The organism is Bifidobacterium sp. ESL0784, from assembly GCF_029433295.1.
Taxonomy (GTDB): domain Bacteria; phylum Actinomycetota; class Actinomycetes; order Actinomycetales; family Bifidobacteriaceae; genus Bifidobacterium.
This window is the reverse complement of record NZ_JAQTHV010000001.1, coordinates 498402-513775: the sequence shown is the minus strand read 5'-3', so window position 1 is coordinate 513775 and position 15374 is coordinate 498402. Positions and strand designations below refer to the sequence as shown.

Annotated in this window: 11 protein-coding genes; all 11 read right to left on the bottom strand. The window is 57.8% G+C overall.

The features are described 5' to 3' along the window. Positions 1-48: 48 nt before the first annotated feature. The 11 genes from galT to PT279_RS01880 all read right to left on the bottom strand — a co-directional run bounded on the left by galT (position 49) and on the right by PT279_RS01880 (position 15295). The gene (gene galT / locus PT279_RS01930; protein ID WP_277164923.1) at positions 49-1302 is read right to left on the bottom strand and encodes a galactose-1-phosphate uridylyltransferase; all 1254 of its coding nucleotides are present in this window, start codon (positions 1300-1302) and stop codon (positions 49-51) included. A 190-nt stretch (positions 1303-1492) separates the two neighbouring features. Next, entirely contained in the window at positions 1493-2290 is a 798-nt protein-coding gene (locus PT279_RS01925; RefSeq protein WP_277164921.1) for a DeoR/GlpR family DNA-binding transcription regulator, read from the bottom strand. 293 nt (positions 2291-2583) lie between these two features. Beyond that, entirely contained in the window at positions 2584-4890 is a 2307-nt protein-coding gene (locus PT279_RS01920) for a transglycosylase domain-containing protein (protein ID WP_277164919.1), read from the bottom strand. 200 nt (positions 4891-5090) lie between these two features. After that, positions 5091-5804: a Crp/Fnr family transcriptional regulator gene (locus PT279_RS01915; RefSeq protein ID WP_277164917.1), complete on the bottom strand. Its 714-nt coding sequence runs from the start codon at positions 5802-5804 to the stop codon at positions 5091-5093. A 77-nt stretch (positions 5805-5881) separates the two neighbouring features. Further along, on the bottom strand, positions 5882-6955 hold the full coding sequence (locus tag PT279_RS01910; protein WP_277164915.1) for a lipoate--protein ligase family protein: 1074 nt from the start codon (positions 6953-6955) through the stop codon (positions 5882-5884). A gap of 125 nt (positions 6956-7080) precedes the next feature. After that, on the bottom strand, positions 7081-7746 hold the full coding sequence (locus tag PT279_RS01905; protein WP_277164913.1) for a TM2 domain-containing protein: 666 nt from the start codon (positions 7744-7746) through the stop codon (positions 7081-7083). 212 nt (positions 7747-7958) lie between these two features. Beyond that, complete coding sequence (locus PT279_RS01900) at positions 7959-9002, bottom strand: 3-isopropylmalate dehydrogenase (protein WP_277164911.1); 1044 nt, start codon at positions 9000-9002, stop codon at positions 7959-7961. A 134-nt stretch (positions 9003-9136) separates the two neighbouring features. After that, positions 9137-11590, bottom strand: a complete 2454-nt coding sequence (locus tag PT279_RS01895) for a S9 family peptidase (RefSeq protein ID WP_277165218.1) — start codon at positions 11588-11590, stop codon at positions 9137-9139. Between the two features lie 91 nt (positions 11591-11681). Further along, positions 11682-12917 (bottom strand): phosphatase domain-containing protein, encoded by a 1236-nt coding sequence (locus PT279_RS01890; protein ID WP_277164908.1) that lies wholly within the window; start codon positions 12915-12917, stop codon positions 11682-11684. A gap of 133 nt (positions 12918-13050) precedes the next feature. After that, positions 13051-13461 (bottom strand): glycine cleavage system protein GcvH, encoded by a 411-nt coding sequence (gene gcvH, locus PT279_RS01885; RefSeq protein ID WP_277165216.1) that lies wholly within the window; start codon positions 13459-13461, stop codon positions 13051-13053. Between the two features lie 304 nt (positions 13462-13765). Next, positions 13766-15295, bottom strand: coding sequence for a L,D-transpeptidase (locus tag PT279_RS01880; protein WP_277164906.1), 1530 nt, complete (start codon positions 15293-15295; stop codon positions 13766-13768). Between the last annotated feature and the right edge of the window lie 79 nt (positions 15296-15374).

The window sequence follows — 15374 nt, the reverse complement described above, 5'->3', positions numbered from 1 at the left end:
TAGCGGCAATGACGATTCCTACGACACAGACGCAACAGAGAAACCGGCTCAGTCGATGTCGATCGGACCGAGCTCGTGGAAGCGTGCGGCGATGCGTTCCGGCGTGGTGTCCGAGACCCAAGCCCCCATGCCCGATTCAGAACCGGCCAGATACTTGATCTTGTTGGTGGCGCGGCGGAACGAGAAGAACTGCAGATTAAGCCGGTAGTTCTCGCGGCGCCTGTCGTGAATCGGCGCCTGATGCCAGGCAGAAATATACGGCAGATCCATGCCTTTGCCGTCGCCTTTGTCGAAGAAGGCGTTGCCACGGCGCAGCAGATGCGAATACATCGAGGCGAGATCCCAGCGTTCCTGATCGTTGAGCTCGTCAATGGTCTTGACGTCGCGAACCGGGGCCACGTGAACCTCCAAAGGCCAGCGCGCGGCAGCGGGAACGTAGGCGACCCAGCTGGAATTGCGCATCACGACGCGGGTTCCGGCAGACATCTCGGCGTCCATGATGTCGCGCAGAAGATTGCCGCCGGTCTTCTCGAAATAGGCCTGCGTGTGTTTGAGTTCGGTTTCCATCTTCGGCGGAATGAACGGATAGCAGTAGACCTGGCCGTGCGGATGCGCCAGCGAGACGCCGATTTCCGCGCCGTGGTTCTCGAAGGGGAAGATCTGCTCGATGCCGTCCATATGGGAGATTTCGGCCGTACGGAAGGCCCATGCCTCAACGACCGTGCGCAGACGCGAAACCGGCAGGTCGGCAGGCAGACCGTTTTCGTTCGGATCGAAGCAGATGACCTCGCAGCGTCCGGCCGCAGGCTTTTGCTCGAAAAGCGGGTTGCCGTCGACGTAGGAAACCACGTTCGGCACACCAGGCGCCTGCACCATCGAGGGGAAACGGTTCTCGAAGATGACCACGTCGTAATCGGTGTCGGGCACTTCCCCGTCCTGATAGGGGTCGCCGGGCTTGCGTGCGGCGAGCGGGTTGCCTTTGGCCGTGGCGCCCGGCCCTGCGGTAATCGGCCGGTTCATACGGGCCGCCGCCATGGGAATCCAGTCGCCGGTCAGCGGATCGCGGCGCATGATCGGCTCGGCATACGGCACTTCGTGGCCGTCGGCGTCACGATGCGGCGCAAAGCGGTCAGCCAGCGGACGCGGGTCTTTAAGCTCGCGGGTTTTCGCGCCGGAAACATATTCCGGATCGTCGTCAAGATAGAAGAAATCGCGCCCGTCCGCCAGCGTTGTGGGCGTGATGCGAATATGCTCAGACGCATATTTTCCGGGGTGATAATACTTGAATTCCTGCTGCTTCATTGCTTTCCTTTGCGTAGGTTTTCATGTCATCAAGCCATAGGCTTTCGCTTTTCAAGGCGATTGCCGCCGGCAACGATATTGTCAAAAATGCCAAATGCTCATTTGCAATGCATTCGGGTCGACTTCAGTGTGCGAACCATCACCTTCCAACAATCGATCGTGAGCGTTCAACCCGCCGAGCATGGACTTTTCACTCCTCGACCTGACCCGGGCCCTTCGTCAAAACCAGGTGCTTGACCAGCTTGCGCGTCTCCTCGGCCGAAGTCGGGTCGAGCCCCTCGTCGGTGATGAGAGTGTCGACTTGGTCGAAGCGGGCGAAAAGCGAAAGCGAGGTACAACTCCACTTGGTGTGGTCGGTCAGGATGATGGTCCTGTCCGCGATATCCATCATGGCCATGTCCGTGGCGGCCTCGAGCGAGTTCGGCATGAGGAAGCCGCGTGGAATCGAGACGGAATGGGTGCCCAGGAATACGGTATTGACACGAAGCGATTCGATGACCTTGTCGGAAATCGGGCCAACCAGCGAGTTCGACCGGGTGATCACACCGCCGGTGACGATGACCTCGACGTCCTTCGACTCCAGTGCCTGCACCAGTTCCGCCACCGGAATCGAGTTGGTGAGAATGGTGATATTGCTCGCTCGCTGGCTTTCCAGCAGATGCTGGGCAAAAATGTAAGACGTTGTACCGCCGCCGATGGCGATCACATCGCCGGGCGAGACGTATTTGACGGCTTCCTGCGCAATCGAATCCTTCAATCCGATGTCCATCTGGGATTTCACGGAGAACAGCGGTTCGCTGAGCAATGTGCTGGTAGTCACCGCCCCGCCATGGACGCGTTTCAACAGTCCTTTGTCCGCAAGATCGGCGATGTCCCGTCGCACCGTCATGGCCGAAACGCCAAGCTCTTTGGAAAGTGCGGTGATTCGTACCGCGCCGCGGGTACGAAGTCTGCTTAAGATCAAATGCTGTCGCTGTGACGAAATCATATGAACATTATCGCACAAATATGCGCATCAAACAAACTCACTTGAGCGTTTCATCTGGTAGGTTTATCAAAACCGAACATTTTGACAACGATAACCCTATAATCTTTCAGTAAATAAAACAAAAATGCCCAAATCGTAAGGATTGAATCCACCCGAACCTATTGGGCTACGGACGCGCGAAGCCATCAAAATCATATCGGGGAAGACAAAAGACGATAGAGCCCTATACAAACAAGAACACGACAAAACCACGTATTGCAAACCGCGAACAATACGCCACAAACGTTCTTGGCTCACTGCCCGTCATCGGTCTGCCCTGCGTCGAGATCCTGCTGCTCGACCTGAGGATCGGCTTGCGGCTGGTCCTCATTCTGTGTTTCGGTCCTCTGGTAGGTACGTCTATGCGAATAGCCGTTGCCGGAACTGGGTTGGCTGTTGGCATCCGCGGAAACGTTGGCACCGCCCATAAACTTTGGGTCGGGGTTGCCATAGCTGTTGTCGATTGGAGCGTTGATGTCGGCCAGATACTTGTTCATGAACTCCGTCCACGCAGGTGTTGCGATGTCGGCACCGTACCAGTAGCTGTGGGACTGACCGTTGATGGTACGCCCGGAGAAGGAGACGTTGTATTCGGCATTGCCGACAGAGACGAAGGTCGCGACCTGATTGGGAATGAACCCGGAGGTCAACATACGCGTCTGTTCGTTGGTACCGGTCTTCGCGAAGGTCTTGCGCCCGTTGTCGAGCTGGGCTTTCTTGGCCTGGCCGTCGGAGCGGACGACACCTTGATTCATCGCATAGGCGGTGGTCTGCGCGATGGCCGGGTCAATGGCCTGATGGCAGTTGGCGCTGGGAACCTTGAGCGACTTGCCTTGCTTGTTGACGACCTTCTTCAAGGCGATGGGCGTGCATTCAACGCCGTTGGCCGCGATCGTGGCGTAGACGTTGGCCATCGTCAGGGGCGAGGCCGCGACGGTACCGATGATCATAGGACCAGGCCAGTTCTTGGAGGTAAACAATTTGTCACCAATTGAGGCTTGGTGATAGCCGACGGTTTTCGCGGCATCGACGATCGGGCACATCCCGATCTGGTCAGCCATGGCGGCCTGAGTGGTGTTGTGTGAATGGACAAGGCCGTCGAGTACGGATTCGGCACCACCGACTCCACCTTCCGAATTCTTTGGCGACCAGCCGTTGTCGGTACCCGTGTATCCGGGGCAGGCGAAGGAATGCCTGGGATAGAAGCCCTTGGGGTGCACCACATCGGTGATGGACCGGCCCTGCTGCATCCAGGCAATCATGTTGATGGGCTTCCAGGTCGAACCGACTTCCCAACCACTGCCTCCGCCGTCCTTCTGATCGACCGCATAGTTGACGGCCGTGCGCGTGGGATCGCTTTTTGCAGCATCGGTCGGGTCATAGGTGCGGTTAAGGCCAAAGCCAAGCACCTCACCGGTTCCTGGTTTGACAGCGGCCATAGAGACCTCGAACCCGCTGGGATCGTTGGGAGGAATGGTGTCGCGTGCGGCCTGCATGGCATCGGCGTTGGCATGCACGTCCATGGTGGTGTAGATGCTCAGCCCGCCTTCGTTCAGAAGCTTGGTGCGATCCTTGGCGGTTTTGCCGAACTCTTTGGAATTGAGGATCTGCTTGGTGGCGAAATCGCAGAAGAAGCCGGCGTCTCCGGCGACCTGGCAGCCGACCTGCGTGGAATTGTCCTGCAGGTTCAGGGTGCTGGCTATGGGTTGAGCGCGGAACTTGTCGTGATCACCCTGCGAGATGAAATGCTGCTGCAGCATCAGGTCCAGGACGATATTGCGCTGTTTCTGCGCTTCGGGCTGGTTTTGGGCCACCGACGGGTCGTAGCGCGCCGGGTTCTTGGTGATGGCCGCGATGGTGGCTGCCTGACCGATGTTGAGGTCGGCTGCAGAAACGTTGAAGTACCGTTTCGCCGCTGTTTCCACGCCATAAAGGTTGTTGCGCCCGAATTGGGCGATGTTGAGGTAGCCCTGCAGGATCTCGGCTTTGCTGTATTGCTTCTCCATCTGCACGGCGATGAGCATCTCGCGCACCTTGCGGGCGATGGTGTCTTCCGAGGCGTGGTATTCGGCGATGGGGTCGTTCTTTTCCTTCGCTTCAATAAGTAATACATTCTTGACGTACTGCTGCGTCAGCGACGAACCGCCCTGGGTGTCGCCATGTTTGATGAACGTCTGCACGAAGGCTCGCAGCACGCCCTGCATATCCACGCCGGAATGCTCGAAGAAGCGGCGATCCTCACGGGCGACCACGGCCTGCTGCATCGGCTGCGAGACCTGACGCAGCGGAACCACTGTGCGGTTCTGCGCGTAGAAGGAAGCGATAACGGTTTTGCCGTCGGAAGCATAGATGGTGGATTTCTGCGGCAGACTGGTGACGTCGAAATCGATGTCTTCAGTTTTGAGCGACGGTGCGACGGTGCGGGCCATGCCGTTGAGTCCGAGCACGCCGGGTATGAAGAACATGCCTCCGACCACGCCGCCGGCGATGCAAAGGGTAACGTAGGTCAACAGCAGGGCGATCACGCGCCGCGCGGTGAGGTTGTTCTTCATTTGAGGCATGGTGTCATTCTAGGATATCGCCTCTACCGAAACGGCCAAATGCGTAGCCTTATCGCCCATTGCGTACACCGGCCGGGAAAGACTCAAAAAGTTACTGAAAAACGAGCTGGGAATTGCCGGATAACCAATAAAAAATTCGCGGCACGAAGTCTAAAAACCACGAGCCGCGAACAAGGGCGAATATACGACGAAGCGATCAATCAATGACGGGAACGACGGATCAGCGCACCGGGCTGATAGATGATGATCGAGCGACCTTCTCGCGCGATCCAACCACGGTTGGCGAAGTCCATCAATGCCTTGTTGACCGTCTCACGCGAGGAACCGACCAGCTGCGCCATCTCTTCCTGAGTCAGATCATGAGGCACCTTCACGCCGGATTCCACAGGCTCGCCGAAGCGCGATGCCAGATCAAGCAACGTCTTGGCCAGGCGTGCGGGAACGTCCATGAAGACGAGGTCGGAAATCTGCTCGTTGTTGGCGCGCATGCGATTGGCCATCACCTGCAGCATGTCCACGGCCACGCGCGGATGCTTGTTGAGCCAGGCGAAGAGGGTGTCGTGTTCGAGCCAACCGACCTGGGTGCCGTTGTTCATCGCGATGGCCGAAGCCGTTCGCGGGCCACCTGCCGGATCGAAAACGGGAATCTCGCCCAGGATCTCACCTCGGGTATGGATGCTCAGCAGCTGCACACGGTTGTCGCTGGCCTCGCGGATGAGCTTCACCTTGCCGCTTTCCATCAGATACATGCGTTGGTCGGTGGAACCCTCATGAAAGATGTAGTCACCTTTCTCGAATTCCGCGCGCTTCATGTACGGCATGAGCTCCTCCGCATCGGCGTGGGAGACATGCTTGAACAATGCCGTCTGCAGAAGTTCATTGTCCGCTTCACTTGCCTCATTCGGACTTGCCACGAGATCGCACCTCCAAAAATTGCTTCGCTTGCCACCAGAAATCCACTGCGTCGAAACTGGTCGAAATAAAACCTACCTTAATTGTAGCTCAGCTTCGCACGTGTTTCGAGGTAAGACGAAAGTATTTCAAACCGCATATCCGTTTGCCGTCTGATGGGTGCAACCCGTTTGACGGCCGATTTGACGGCTTTGTCACTGAGCTTTTCCGAAGAGGTTTTGAGTATCCTCCCCATTTTTTGCGCGTCGATGTCATAGGCAAGGGTGACATGGTGCAACAACGCTCCCGGCCCGCCATCCGTCGGCGGAAAGAAGCGCTGGGCGGCACCGCCGATCTTGCCTTGGGCGCAGGCAATATCGTTGGTACCGCTGAAAAACGCAGCAATGCCAAGGCCATTGAGCGCATCGACCGCCCACTGGTCGCACAGGCGGAACGATTCCTCGAGGGGCACGGAAGCCACGAATCCCTTGGGCGCGTAGAGGGAATAGGTAATGACCTTGCCCGGTTCGATGAACATCGCGCCCCCGCCGGTACTACGGCGAACGACGTCAAAACCTTCTCGTTTTGCCGCCTCCACGTCCACCTCTTGCTCGATGGATTGGAATCTGCCGACCACAACCGCCGGTCCGGACCAGCTCCAAAAGCGCAGCGTTGCAGCCCTCTGACCGGCAGCCACCTGCCGCGCCCAATCCTCATCCGTCTCCATCTGTTCGACAGGAGTGCGGGTAACGTCATGCACCACCTGCGGGTGCAACGAACTCCAACGCTTTTTACGGATTTGATGAAAAGCGTCAGCATTTGACGTCAATATGTCTGAAACATCGTCAACACCAACATTTGCACAAATTGAACGGCCCTTTTCGTCTGAAGAACCGTTTTCTTCTTTCCGCAAAGCCCTTTGGTAGGCCTTCGATATCGCGGCAGCGTCGACACCTACCAGTTCGAGCGACGGATAGCGCCGAAATACGTCGGCCAACGGCGAGCCTGCGACAAGGGCTGCTCCGAGATCCGCAAGCATGGCCCGCGCGACGTCATCGTCGCCCAGAACGAAAAAATCGCCGTCAATCGTACAGGTTACCGGCTTGCCGGCAGCATCCACCACGACATCGACCCCGACCAGCTTGCCGCCGGGGGTCTTGTATTCGCCTCGCATCAATCATCACCATATCAAAGGGCGGTGCGAAAACGCCGACAACACGTTTCCGCACCGCACCAAAACAACAGATCAACCTCAAGGTTCAGATTCCTCAAACCTTGCCTATGAACAGCTAAAGCGTACTATTCGCGCAGTTCCACGCCTTTGGCGTCCCTGTGCCAGGGTGAGCCGTAGTTGGAACTCAGAATGAGCACGCCTTCGATAAGGCCCCAGATGAAGGCCGCAACGGGACCGAGTCCGAAAAGTATCCAGCCGACCAAGGTCAGGAGCAGCTGGGCCACGGCCTTGCCGTAGAAGCCGAGATAGAAATTATGGACGCCGAGACATCCCAAAAAGATGCCCAGCAGCCCCGCAGCCATCTTGCTTTTGGGCTGGTAGCCGTAAGGCAATGGCTCCGGCTGGCCGTATTGGGCCATGTAAGGCTGGCCTTGCGGATAACCGCTTTGATTCTGCGCCGAATATGGATCGCTGTAGCCACCGGGAGCGTAACCGTAATTCGGCTGACCGTAGTCGGGCTGAGCATAACCGGCCTGGCCGTAATTCGGCTGGCTGTACTGCGACTGCTGCGGCTGTCCGTAGTTGGGCTGAGCATAATTCGGCTGCTGGCTGGATTGTGAAGCACCGGCCTGGCCGTATTGGGACTGGCCATATTGCTCGCTCTGGCCTTGATATTGCCCATAAGCTCCGCCCTGTTGGCCCTGCGAAACGTTGGAACCTTGCTGATTGTCAGAACCCTGGGGAGTTTGTGCCCCGGATTGACCGCCTTGTGGATCTGGTGTATTGTTCATACCCTTAAGCCTAGCCCAAACGGTCGAAACCATCATGCGAAAATGCTGGAAACCGGCTGGAAAAGCAGGGTGACGTTATCATTTTCGAACAGTTTCTTTAAAAAAGAATCGGGTGCTCTAAGTGGCGGAAAGCACCCGAAACCGATGAATATCAATATATTCTACGAAATTATTATTCAATATATTGTATTATTTTTTCTTTATTTGAGACGTCACAGCCTTGCGAGAATATCCCGTCCGACTTCGGCCGTGGTGCGCTGCTTTTGGGCGTTTTGCGCGATGTCGTCCTCGACGACCTTCTCGATGCGCTCAGCCGGCTCATCCATGCCGAGGTGACGCAGCAGCATCGCGGCGGAGAGGATGGTGGCGGTCGGGTTGGCGATGCCCTTGCCGGCGATGTCGGGGGCGGAGCCGTGGATGGGTTCGAACATCGAGGGATATTCGTTGCTCGCGTTGATGCAGCCGGAGGCGGAATAGCCCACGCCGCCGACCACGGCGCCCGCCTCGTCAGTGATGATGTCGCCGAAGAGGTTGTCGGTCAGAATCACGTCGAAACGGCTCGGATCGGTAACCATGAAGATGGTGGTCGCGTCGATGTGCAAGTAGTCGTGGCTGACTTCGGGGTATTCCTCGCCGACCTTGTCGACGATGCGCTGCCACATGTCACCGGCGTTGACCAGCACGTTCTTCTTGTGCACCAGCGTGATGTGCTTCCTGCGCTTCATCGCCAGATCGTAAGCGTAACGCACCACACGCTCGACGCCGTAAGCCGTGTTAGTGGAGACCTCGGTGGCCACTTCCTGTGGGGTGCCTTTGCGGATTGCGCCGCCGACACCACAATACATGCCCTCGGTGCCTTCACGCACGACGACGAAATCGATGTCGCCCGGATTCTTAAGCGGGGACTCGACGCCTTTGTAGAGCTTGGACGGACGCAGGTTGACATACTGGTCAAGATCGAAACGCAGTTTCAACAGCAAACCACGCTCAAGCAAGCCGGCCGGCACCGGGAGCCGAGGGTCGCCAATGGCCCCCAACAGAATGGCGTCGGTCTTCTTGATACGCTCGAGATCCTCGTCGGGCAGCACCGCCCCATCACGCACATAACGTTGGGAGCCGAGGTCGAATTCCTCGTAGTCGAAGTCGGCCACGCCTTGTGTGGCTTTCTCCATGACCTCTTGGGCCGGAGGGATGATTTCCTTGCCAATGCCGTCACCAGGGATGACGGCGATATGATATGTCTTTTTAGTGCTCATAGCCCATGACCATAGTCGTGAAAATCACACTGTCCACTATTTGGTCCGGGAAATGGACATTCTCTCGAATCATGCCAAGACCACGGTTACGCCTATCTCAAGCCGTGCTATTTTTCAATCGCACCGAATCTTGGCTATTCGCTGATTCCCATCGTGTCAAGGCACCAGGCATTTTCGTCGCTGACTTCCTGCCATTGCTTGTAGCGGCCGGAGGTCCCGCCGTGGCCGGCCTCCACCTCGACGCGCACGATGGCATCCACCCCTTGCGACTGCAGGCGGGCGATCCACTTGAGTGGTTCCACATAGAGCACGCGGGTGTCGTTCAGTGACGTGGTGGCGAAAATCTTCGGGAAATGCTTGGCAGGTTTTCCGCTTTTCTTTTCCGAATCGGTGTCGCCTTGCCAAGGGCCGAATGGCGCGTTTTCGTAAGGGGAATACGACTTCATATAGTCGTAGACACTCTTGTCGTGAAGCGGGTCTCCCCACTCGTCCCATTCCGTGACCGTCAGAGGCAACGACGGATCGAGTATCGAGGTCAGCGCGTCCACGAACGGAACATCCGCTTCGATACCCGCATAACATTCCGGCGCCATATTGGCCACGGCACCCATCAATAGCCCGCCCGCGGAGCCGCCGTTGGCGACGGTGCGTTTCGGGTCGGCAAGCCCGGCCTGCTGCAAGGCCTTGGTGGCATCGACGAAATCCGTAAATGTATTACGTTTATTGAGTCTTCGACCTTGCTCGTACCATGCGCGGCCCATCTCGCCGCCGCCGCGAACATGCACCACGGCGTAAAGCACGCCACGATCGAGCATGCTCACGCGCGCCACGGAAAAACCGGGATCGCTGTCGGTCTCATACGCGCCGTAACCGGTGATGAACATCGGTCCGGGGGCAGCAGAGGAGAACCGACGCTCATCGGACTTGTCGCCGGCGGCATCCAACACATCAATGCCACTCAAATCTGTGTCCAACGCAGCCATGGCCTTGCAGCGATCCGGCCGCCAGACCAAGGAAACCGGCACCAGCTCGCCGTCGTGCACCCGCACCCAGATACGCCGTTCTCGATAGTCTGCTGCGTTGAAGCCGCCACGCACTTTCGCCTGCTTAAGCAGCCTGCTTTTGCCAGTGGCCACATCAAGTTCACGAAGCTGGCCCGGCTGCGTATAGCTCGAGAACGAATAGCGCAGGCGCGGCACGTCATAGGAAGGGTTGCCGCCGGCACCGATGGAGTACAGGCGTTCATTGCCATCTTCCACGTCTGGCCGCAACTCGCGGAAACGCCACGAACGGTGCGCCAGAAAGTCCTGCAGCGCCTCGTCTTTGGTCATCACCGCGATATGCGGAAGACTGTCTTTGCGATAACTCAGCACCACAAAATTGCGATACATGGCAATGCCTTCAATACCAAGCCCGCGAGCGCCTTGCAATATGGATGAGTTCACTATATTCCAATAAGGAGTATCCACACGCTTGCCGGAAGCCCCGGGTTCCACAAGGTTGCCGCGCTCGCAGCCATACGGCGACCCTTGGGCCACGACCACTCCCTCACCGAGCCGATATGGCGGCTCGTGCAACTTCAGATCGAGCATATCGACCTCGAAATTAGGGTTTCTTGCGTTGTGATAGACCAAAGCCACCGGAATATCGTCCCCGCCGACACCACCGCCTTCGAACCGCGCGAAGCTCACGTCGTATTCGACACCTTCAATACGCGGTATAAAAGCCTTGAACTCCCCTTCCGGCTGGTCGACCGGCAGCATCAGGACTTCGCTGGTGGTTTTGGACGAGCAACCGATGACCAGGTTGCGCTCGTCGAAGCTCAGCCCGACGCCGATCCAGAACCGTTCGTCGTTTTCATGGAAGACTTCGACATCGGCGTCGATGCTCGTGCCGACCCGGTGCCGACGAACCGCGTACGGCCTCCACGAAGGGTCAAGCAGGGTATAGAAGACCCACTTGCCGTCAGGCGTGAAACAGGCCTCGGCAATCCCTTTGAACACCTCGGGCAGCTCGTGGCCGTCCTCGAGACTGCGGATGCGATAGTCGTAGCGTTCGCTGCCGGCGGTGTCGACGCCGTAAAGCAGCCAGCGGCCGTCCCGGGTCAGGTCGAGTCCGCCCAAACGGAAGAAATCGTGGCCTTTCGCCTCGACGTTCGGATCGAAGACGATCTGCTCCCCCGCTATCGAACCGGGTGCGTCACTCGCCTTGATCTGCGGCGGATCCCAATCGTCCGATCCGGCAATCGGCAGACGGCACTGCACCCCGTATTGCAAACCTTCCTGCGTGCGCACGAAATACCAATATCCATCCATTCGTGTCGGCACGGACATATCCGTTTCGTCGACCCGGGACTTGAGCTCCTCAAAAAGACGGTGCTTAAGCCCGTCGAAACCGGCCGTCTTCGCTCGGTAATACTCGTTTTCCTCACGCACGAACCCTTGCAAATCCGGCGAATTCTTGTCTCGCATCCATTCATAGGGGTCTACGAAGGTGTCGCCGTGCACCGTGCGTGAGTGCGGTTCGCATTTTGCCTGAGGGGCAGCCAAAGCCTTCAGAGCAGCCAGGTCGTCAGCACCTTGCGTCATTGGTGTCGTAGCGTTCGTTTCGTCAGTCATAAGCATCAAGCCTATACTCATCGAACGAACAACCGCATGCCGCCGGATCGAGGCCGGAAACCTACTGAATTCCCAATGTATTGCGCAAATATGGCAGCATCGTCTTCATGATGTTGGCTCCGGTGGTTCCGGTGAAAACAGGAACGTCGGTCACCGGCATCGGCTGGGTGGCGGTGAGCCCCGTAACCTGAGCCAAAGCGAACGACTCGCTCGGGCTCAGCTCGCGGATGGCGATGGCCAGCACCCGTCCTGGGTGACGCCGCGCGATGGTGGCATAGGTTACCGGGTCCTTCTGCCCGTCGTCGCCGATGAGGATGAATTTCATATCAGGGAAATCCTCCATCAGCTGCTCGGCGAACTGGAGCTTGTGCTCGACGCCCGAGGGAACGAAAGTCTTGGGCCGGGGGTCGAGGTCGCGCAGCAGCAGCGGCCCGGCCGGATAGCCCTGTTCGGCGATGAAATGGCGTATCGAGCTTTCGACGTTCCACGGCGAGGTCGACAGATAGAAGAACGGCGCGTCCGGCATCATGTCGGCCAGGCGTGTAAACAGTGCGCTCATTCCCGGTACGGTACTGCGTTTCTTGGGGTTGAGCAAGAGCAGATTGTAGGCCGCCTTCATGGGGCTTGGAGCATGGGTGACCATGATGGTGTCGTCGACGTCGGTGATGACGCCCACCTTCGCGCCTGGCGGCACCACAAAGAGCTCTGAGGTGACTTTCCTACGCCCGGCGACCTGATAGGAAACCACATGAACGCCCGGCGTATTGCCGCGTTCGGCGACCAAATCAAGGTAACCGGCGCTGTCGGAGACTGCGTATTCACAACTGGTCTCGCGCGAGGAATCGTAGGGGTCGTAGACCTCCGAAACACCGACCTGCACCTGATTGACCGGCACGCCGTCAATCTCGATTTTGACGCGCACCCCTGAGGCCGGCACCGCCAGCATGCCGCGGATGCCACGTATCAGCTCACCTGAACGCGCGCCACCCGGTGCCATCACCGTCCTGCAGACGAGCCTGGCATAATCGTCGGTGCCATAGCCGGCGTAGGGCTCGACCTTCGGGTACCAGCCCCACTTGCGCACCAGCCTGGTCGAAAATCGCGTCCACACGCCGAAACCTTCGGTGATGACCTTTCGGCTGCCCTGGACCCAAGAATCGCCGAACCGATGCGGCGAGGTACCGATGGTCTTCGCAGAATCAAACGATGTGGAAGCGCGGTGCACCTCGATCGGCACTGTGGGCATTTCGCCGGCCTGGGCCGGGTCGACGTGCTGTGTGACGCGTTTGCGTACCATTCGTTTCCGTTCGTTCACTGCTGGATGTATTTACTGTATTGATGGGATCATACGGTTATCAATTTACCACGAAATAATATTAACTATCGATTATGAAAATACCGGTGATCGATTATCCAGCGTTTCCGGCCGATTATTGCGCGCGACGGACCATGGCGGCGTACTGATCCGAGTCCATCAGCTCCGGCTCGTCATCATCCATCTCGATCTTCAGAATCCAGCCTTCGCCGTACGGGTCGTTGTTGACGACCTGCGGGTCCTCGGCGACGGCGCTGTTGACATATTTGACGGTGCCTTCGACCGGGGAGATGAGGTTCTGCACGGTTTTCGCGCTTTCCATTTCCACGATCTCGTCGCCGGCACGTACCGGGGTATCCGGCTCAGGCAAATCGACATAGACGATCTCGCCCATCTGCGAGGCCGCGTATTCGGTCAGCCCGATGACGGCCAGGCCGTCCGCATCGTCAACCCAGACATGGTCCGCGGAGTATTGCAGGTGGTCGGGCACGTCTAAGGAAACGGCTTTGGAAGCTCCGCTGGCCATCGCGGAATCGGAGGTATCGGCATTGCCGGCCTCTTCGGTCTCATCAAAATCATTGATACTGTTTTCGCTCATACTGCCAGACTACAGCATCAATCACTTTCCGTTTTGCATTTCGCGAAACCCGTCGTTTTGCGCCGTAGCCCTCAATCAGAGTCCAAGATTTTGCAACCATCCTGACGATCGTCGAATGCAGACAAACACCCGAATACAGCTGGATACAGCCGAACGTCCTTAAATTGGTTAAGCGCTCTGCTTGCCGAAACAAACAAAGCGCTTAACCATTGAAAATCGGACGGACCCGTGTTTAACGAACCGGGCCTCCGGGCTGGGCGCCGACGACCTGGACCAACGTGCCTTGCGGACAGTTGTCGAAGATCCATTTGGCATCCGAGACGTTCATGTTGACGCAGCCGTGCGAGCCGTGGCCGGCCGGGTCGCCGGTGCCGATGCCCGTAGGGTTCCAAGGAGCGCCGTGGAAGCCCTGGCCACCGTTGAAATAGCTGACCCACTGCACGTTGGGTGTGACATAATCCGCCCCACGCATGGTCTGCACGGTGTAGCGGACGTTGATGACGTAGTTGCCGAGGCTGGTCTCGTGACCCGGCTTGCCGGTGCACACCGGGAAGGACTGCACCTGCTGGTCGTTCTTGTAGACGGTCGCGGTCTGGGTGGAGCGGTCGACGACGATGCGCATTTCGGACTTGGTCTGCTTGACGTCGAATTTGGTGATGTCCGCCGCCGCCTGGACAGTGGCAGGCTGGCTGCCGGTCATGGCGTTGTAGACTTGATCGGCCACAGCGTTGCCGTCCTTGACCTTGACTCCGTTGACGCCCTTGGTCATGGTGACGAGCACGTTGCCCGAGCCGTCGACGATATCCTGCTGGCTGACCATGTCCTGATCGAGGTGTTTGGGCATTTCGCTGTTCATATAGCCGGCAATCGCACTCTTGTCGATGTCGAGCTTGATGGTGCCCTTTTCGAGATCGGCGTCAGGCTTGATCCAAGAGGCGAGCTGGACCACTGGCACTTCGAACTTGCCGGTATCACCGTTGGTGACAACAATCTTGTTGGCCAGAATCTTGTTCGCGCTGTCAGCGGCGGATCGGGCAGTCTCTTCGGTGATGGGGGTATCGATGGTCTTGTAGGAGATCCTGACGGACCTGACCTGCCCCGGGTCGGAGAGAAGGGTATTGACGGACTTCTTGACGCCGTTCATTTCCGGCGAGCGCCCGCCGTGGCCCGCGTGGGCCACAAAAGTTTTGGAATTGCCGTCAAACGCAATGCTGGAAGGAACGGCCTTGTCACCGTCCTGCACGAACGTATTGGTCAAGTAGGTATCAATCGGCAAGTCAGTGACGTTGGCCGCGAGCTTGACTTGGGTTTTCTGGAAGGGAACGACACGACCCGCACCCTGACCTTTGGCGGCCAAAAGATTCTGCACGGTCTTATCGGTATCGACCTTCACGCCCAGGTCCTTGAAATTGGCAGTGGCCTTCTTGCCCTGCCCGTCGGTGATGACGACTTTCGAGCTGCGTGCCTGCTGGTCGACGATCTGCTTCAACTGCCCGGCATTCTGCCCGGCCACGGCCACATTGCCGAGATGAACGCCAGGCGCCGCCTTGTCTTTGTAATACCAACGGGCACCGAAGAACGAAGCCACCAACGCGACGATCAACACCGCGAACACGATAGCCGCAATGATGATCCCCAGATGGCGCTTTCCCTTTTTCTTGGACTGCGTGGGAGCACCGACACCAAGCGCGGCAATATCAGCTTGACTCAATTCGCTCGTCAAAGCCTCAGGCTCATTGCCGCTGTTGATCACGTTGTCCATTACTTCCTCCAGATACCCTTCTCAGCGTACTGAGTTACTAGATTATCCCAGAGATATGACTTGAAGGTAGTGCAGAAAC

What these genes read in the sequence shown, in the direction of transcription:
- galT (WP_277164923.1), bottom strand. Translation starts at nt 1,302, where the DNA reads ATGAAGCAGCAGGAATTCAAGTATTATCACCCCGGAAAATATGCGTCT.
- PT279_RS01925 (WP_277164921.1), bottom strand. Translation starts at nt 2,290, where the DNA reads ATGATTTCGTCACAGCGACAGCATTTGATCTTAAGCAGACTTCGTACC.
- PT279_RS01920 (WP_277164919.1), bottom strand. Translation starts at nt 4,890, where the DNA reads ATGCCTCAAATGAAGAACAACCTCACCGCGCGGCGCGTGATCGCCCTG.
- PT279_RS01910 (WP_277164915.1), bottom strand. Translation starts at nt 6,955, where the DNA reads ATGCGAGGCGAATACAAGACCCCCGGCGGCAAGCTGGTCGGGGTCGAT.
- PT279_RS01905 (WP_277164913.1), bottom strand. Translation starts at nt 7,746, where the DNA reads ATGAACAATACACCAGATCCACAAGGCGGTCAATCCGGGGCACAAACT.
- PT279_RS01900 (WP_277164911.1), bottom strand. Translation starts at nt 9,002, where the DNA reads ATGAGCACTAAAAAGACATATCATATCGCCGTCATCCCTGGTGACGGC.
- PT279_RS01895 (WP_277165218.1), bottom strand. Translation starts at nt 11,590, where the DNA reads ATGACGCAAGGTGCTGACGACCTGGCTGCTCTGAAGGCTTTGGCTGCC.
- PT279_RS01890 (WP_277164908.1), bottom strand. Translation starts at nt 12,917, where the DNA reads ATGGTACGCAAACGCGTCACACAGCACGTCGACCCGGCCCAGGCCGGC.
- gcvH (WP_277165216.1), bottom strand. Translation starts at nt 13,461, where the DNA reads ATGGCCAGCGGAGCTTCCAAAGCCGTTTCCTTAGACGTGCCCGACCAC.
- PT279_RS01880 (WP_277164906.1), bottom strand. Translation starts at nt 15,295, where the DNA reads ATGGACAACGTGATCAACAGCGGCAATGAGCCTGAGGCTTTGACGAGC.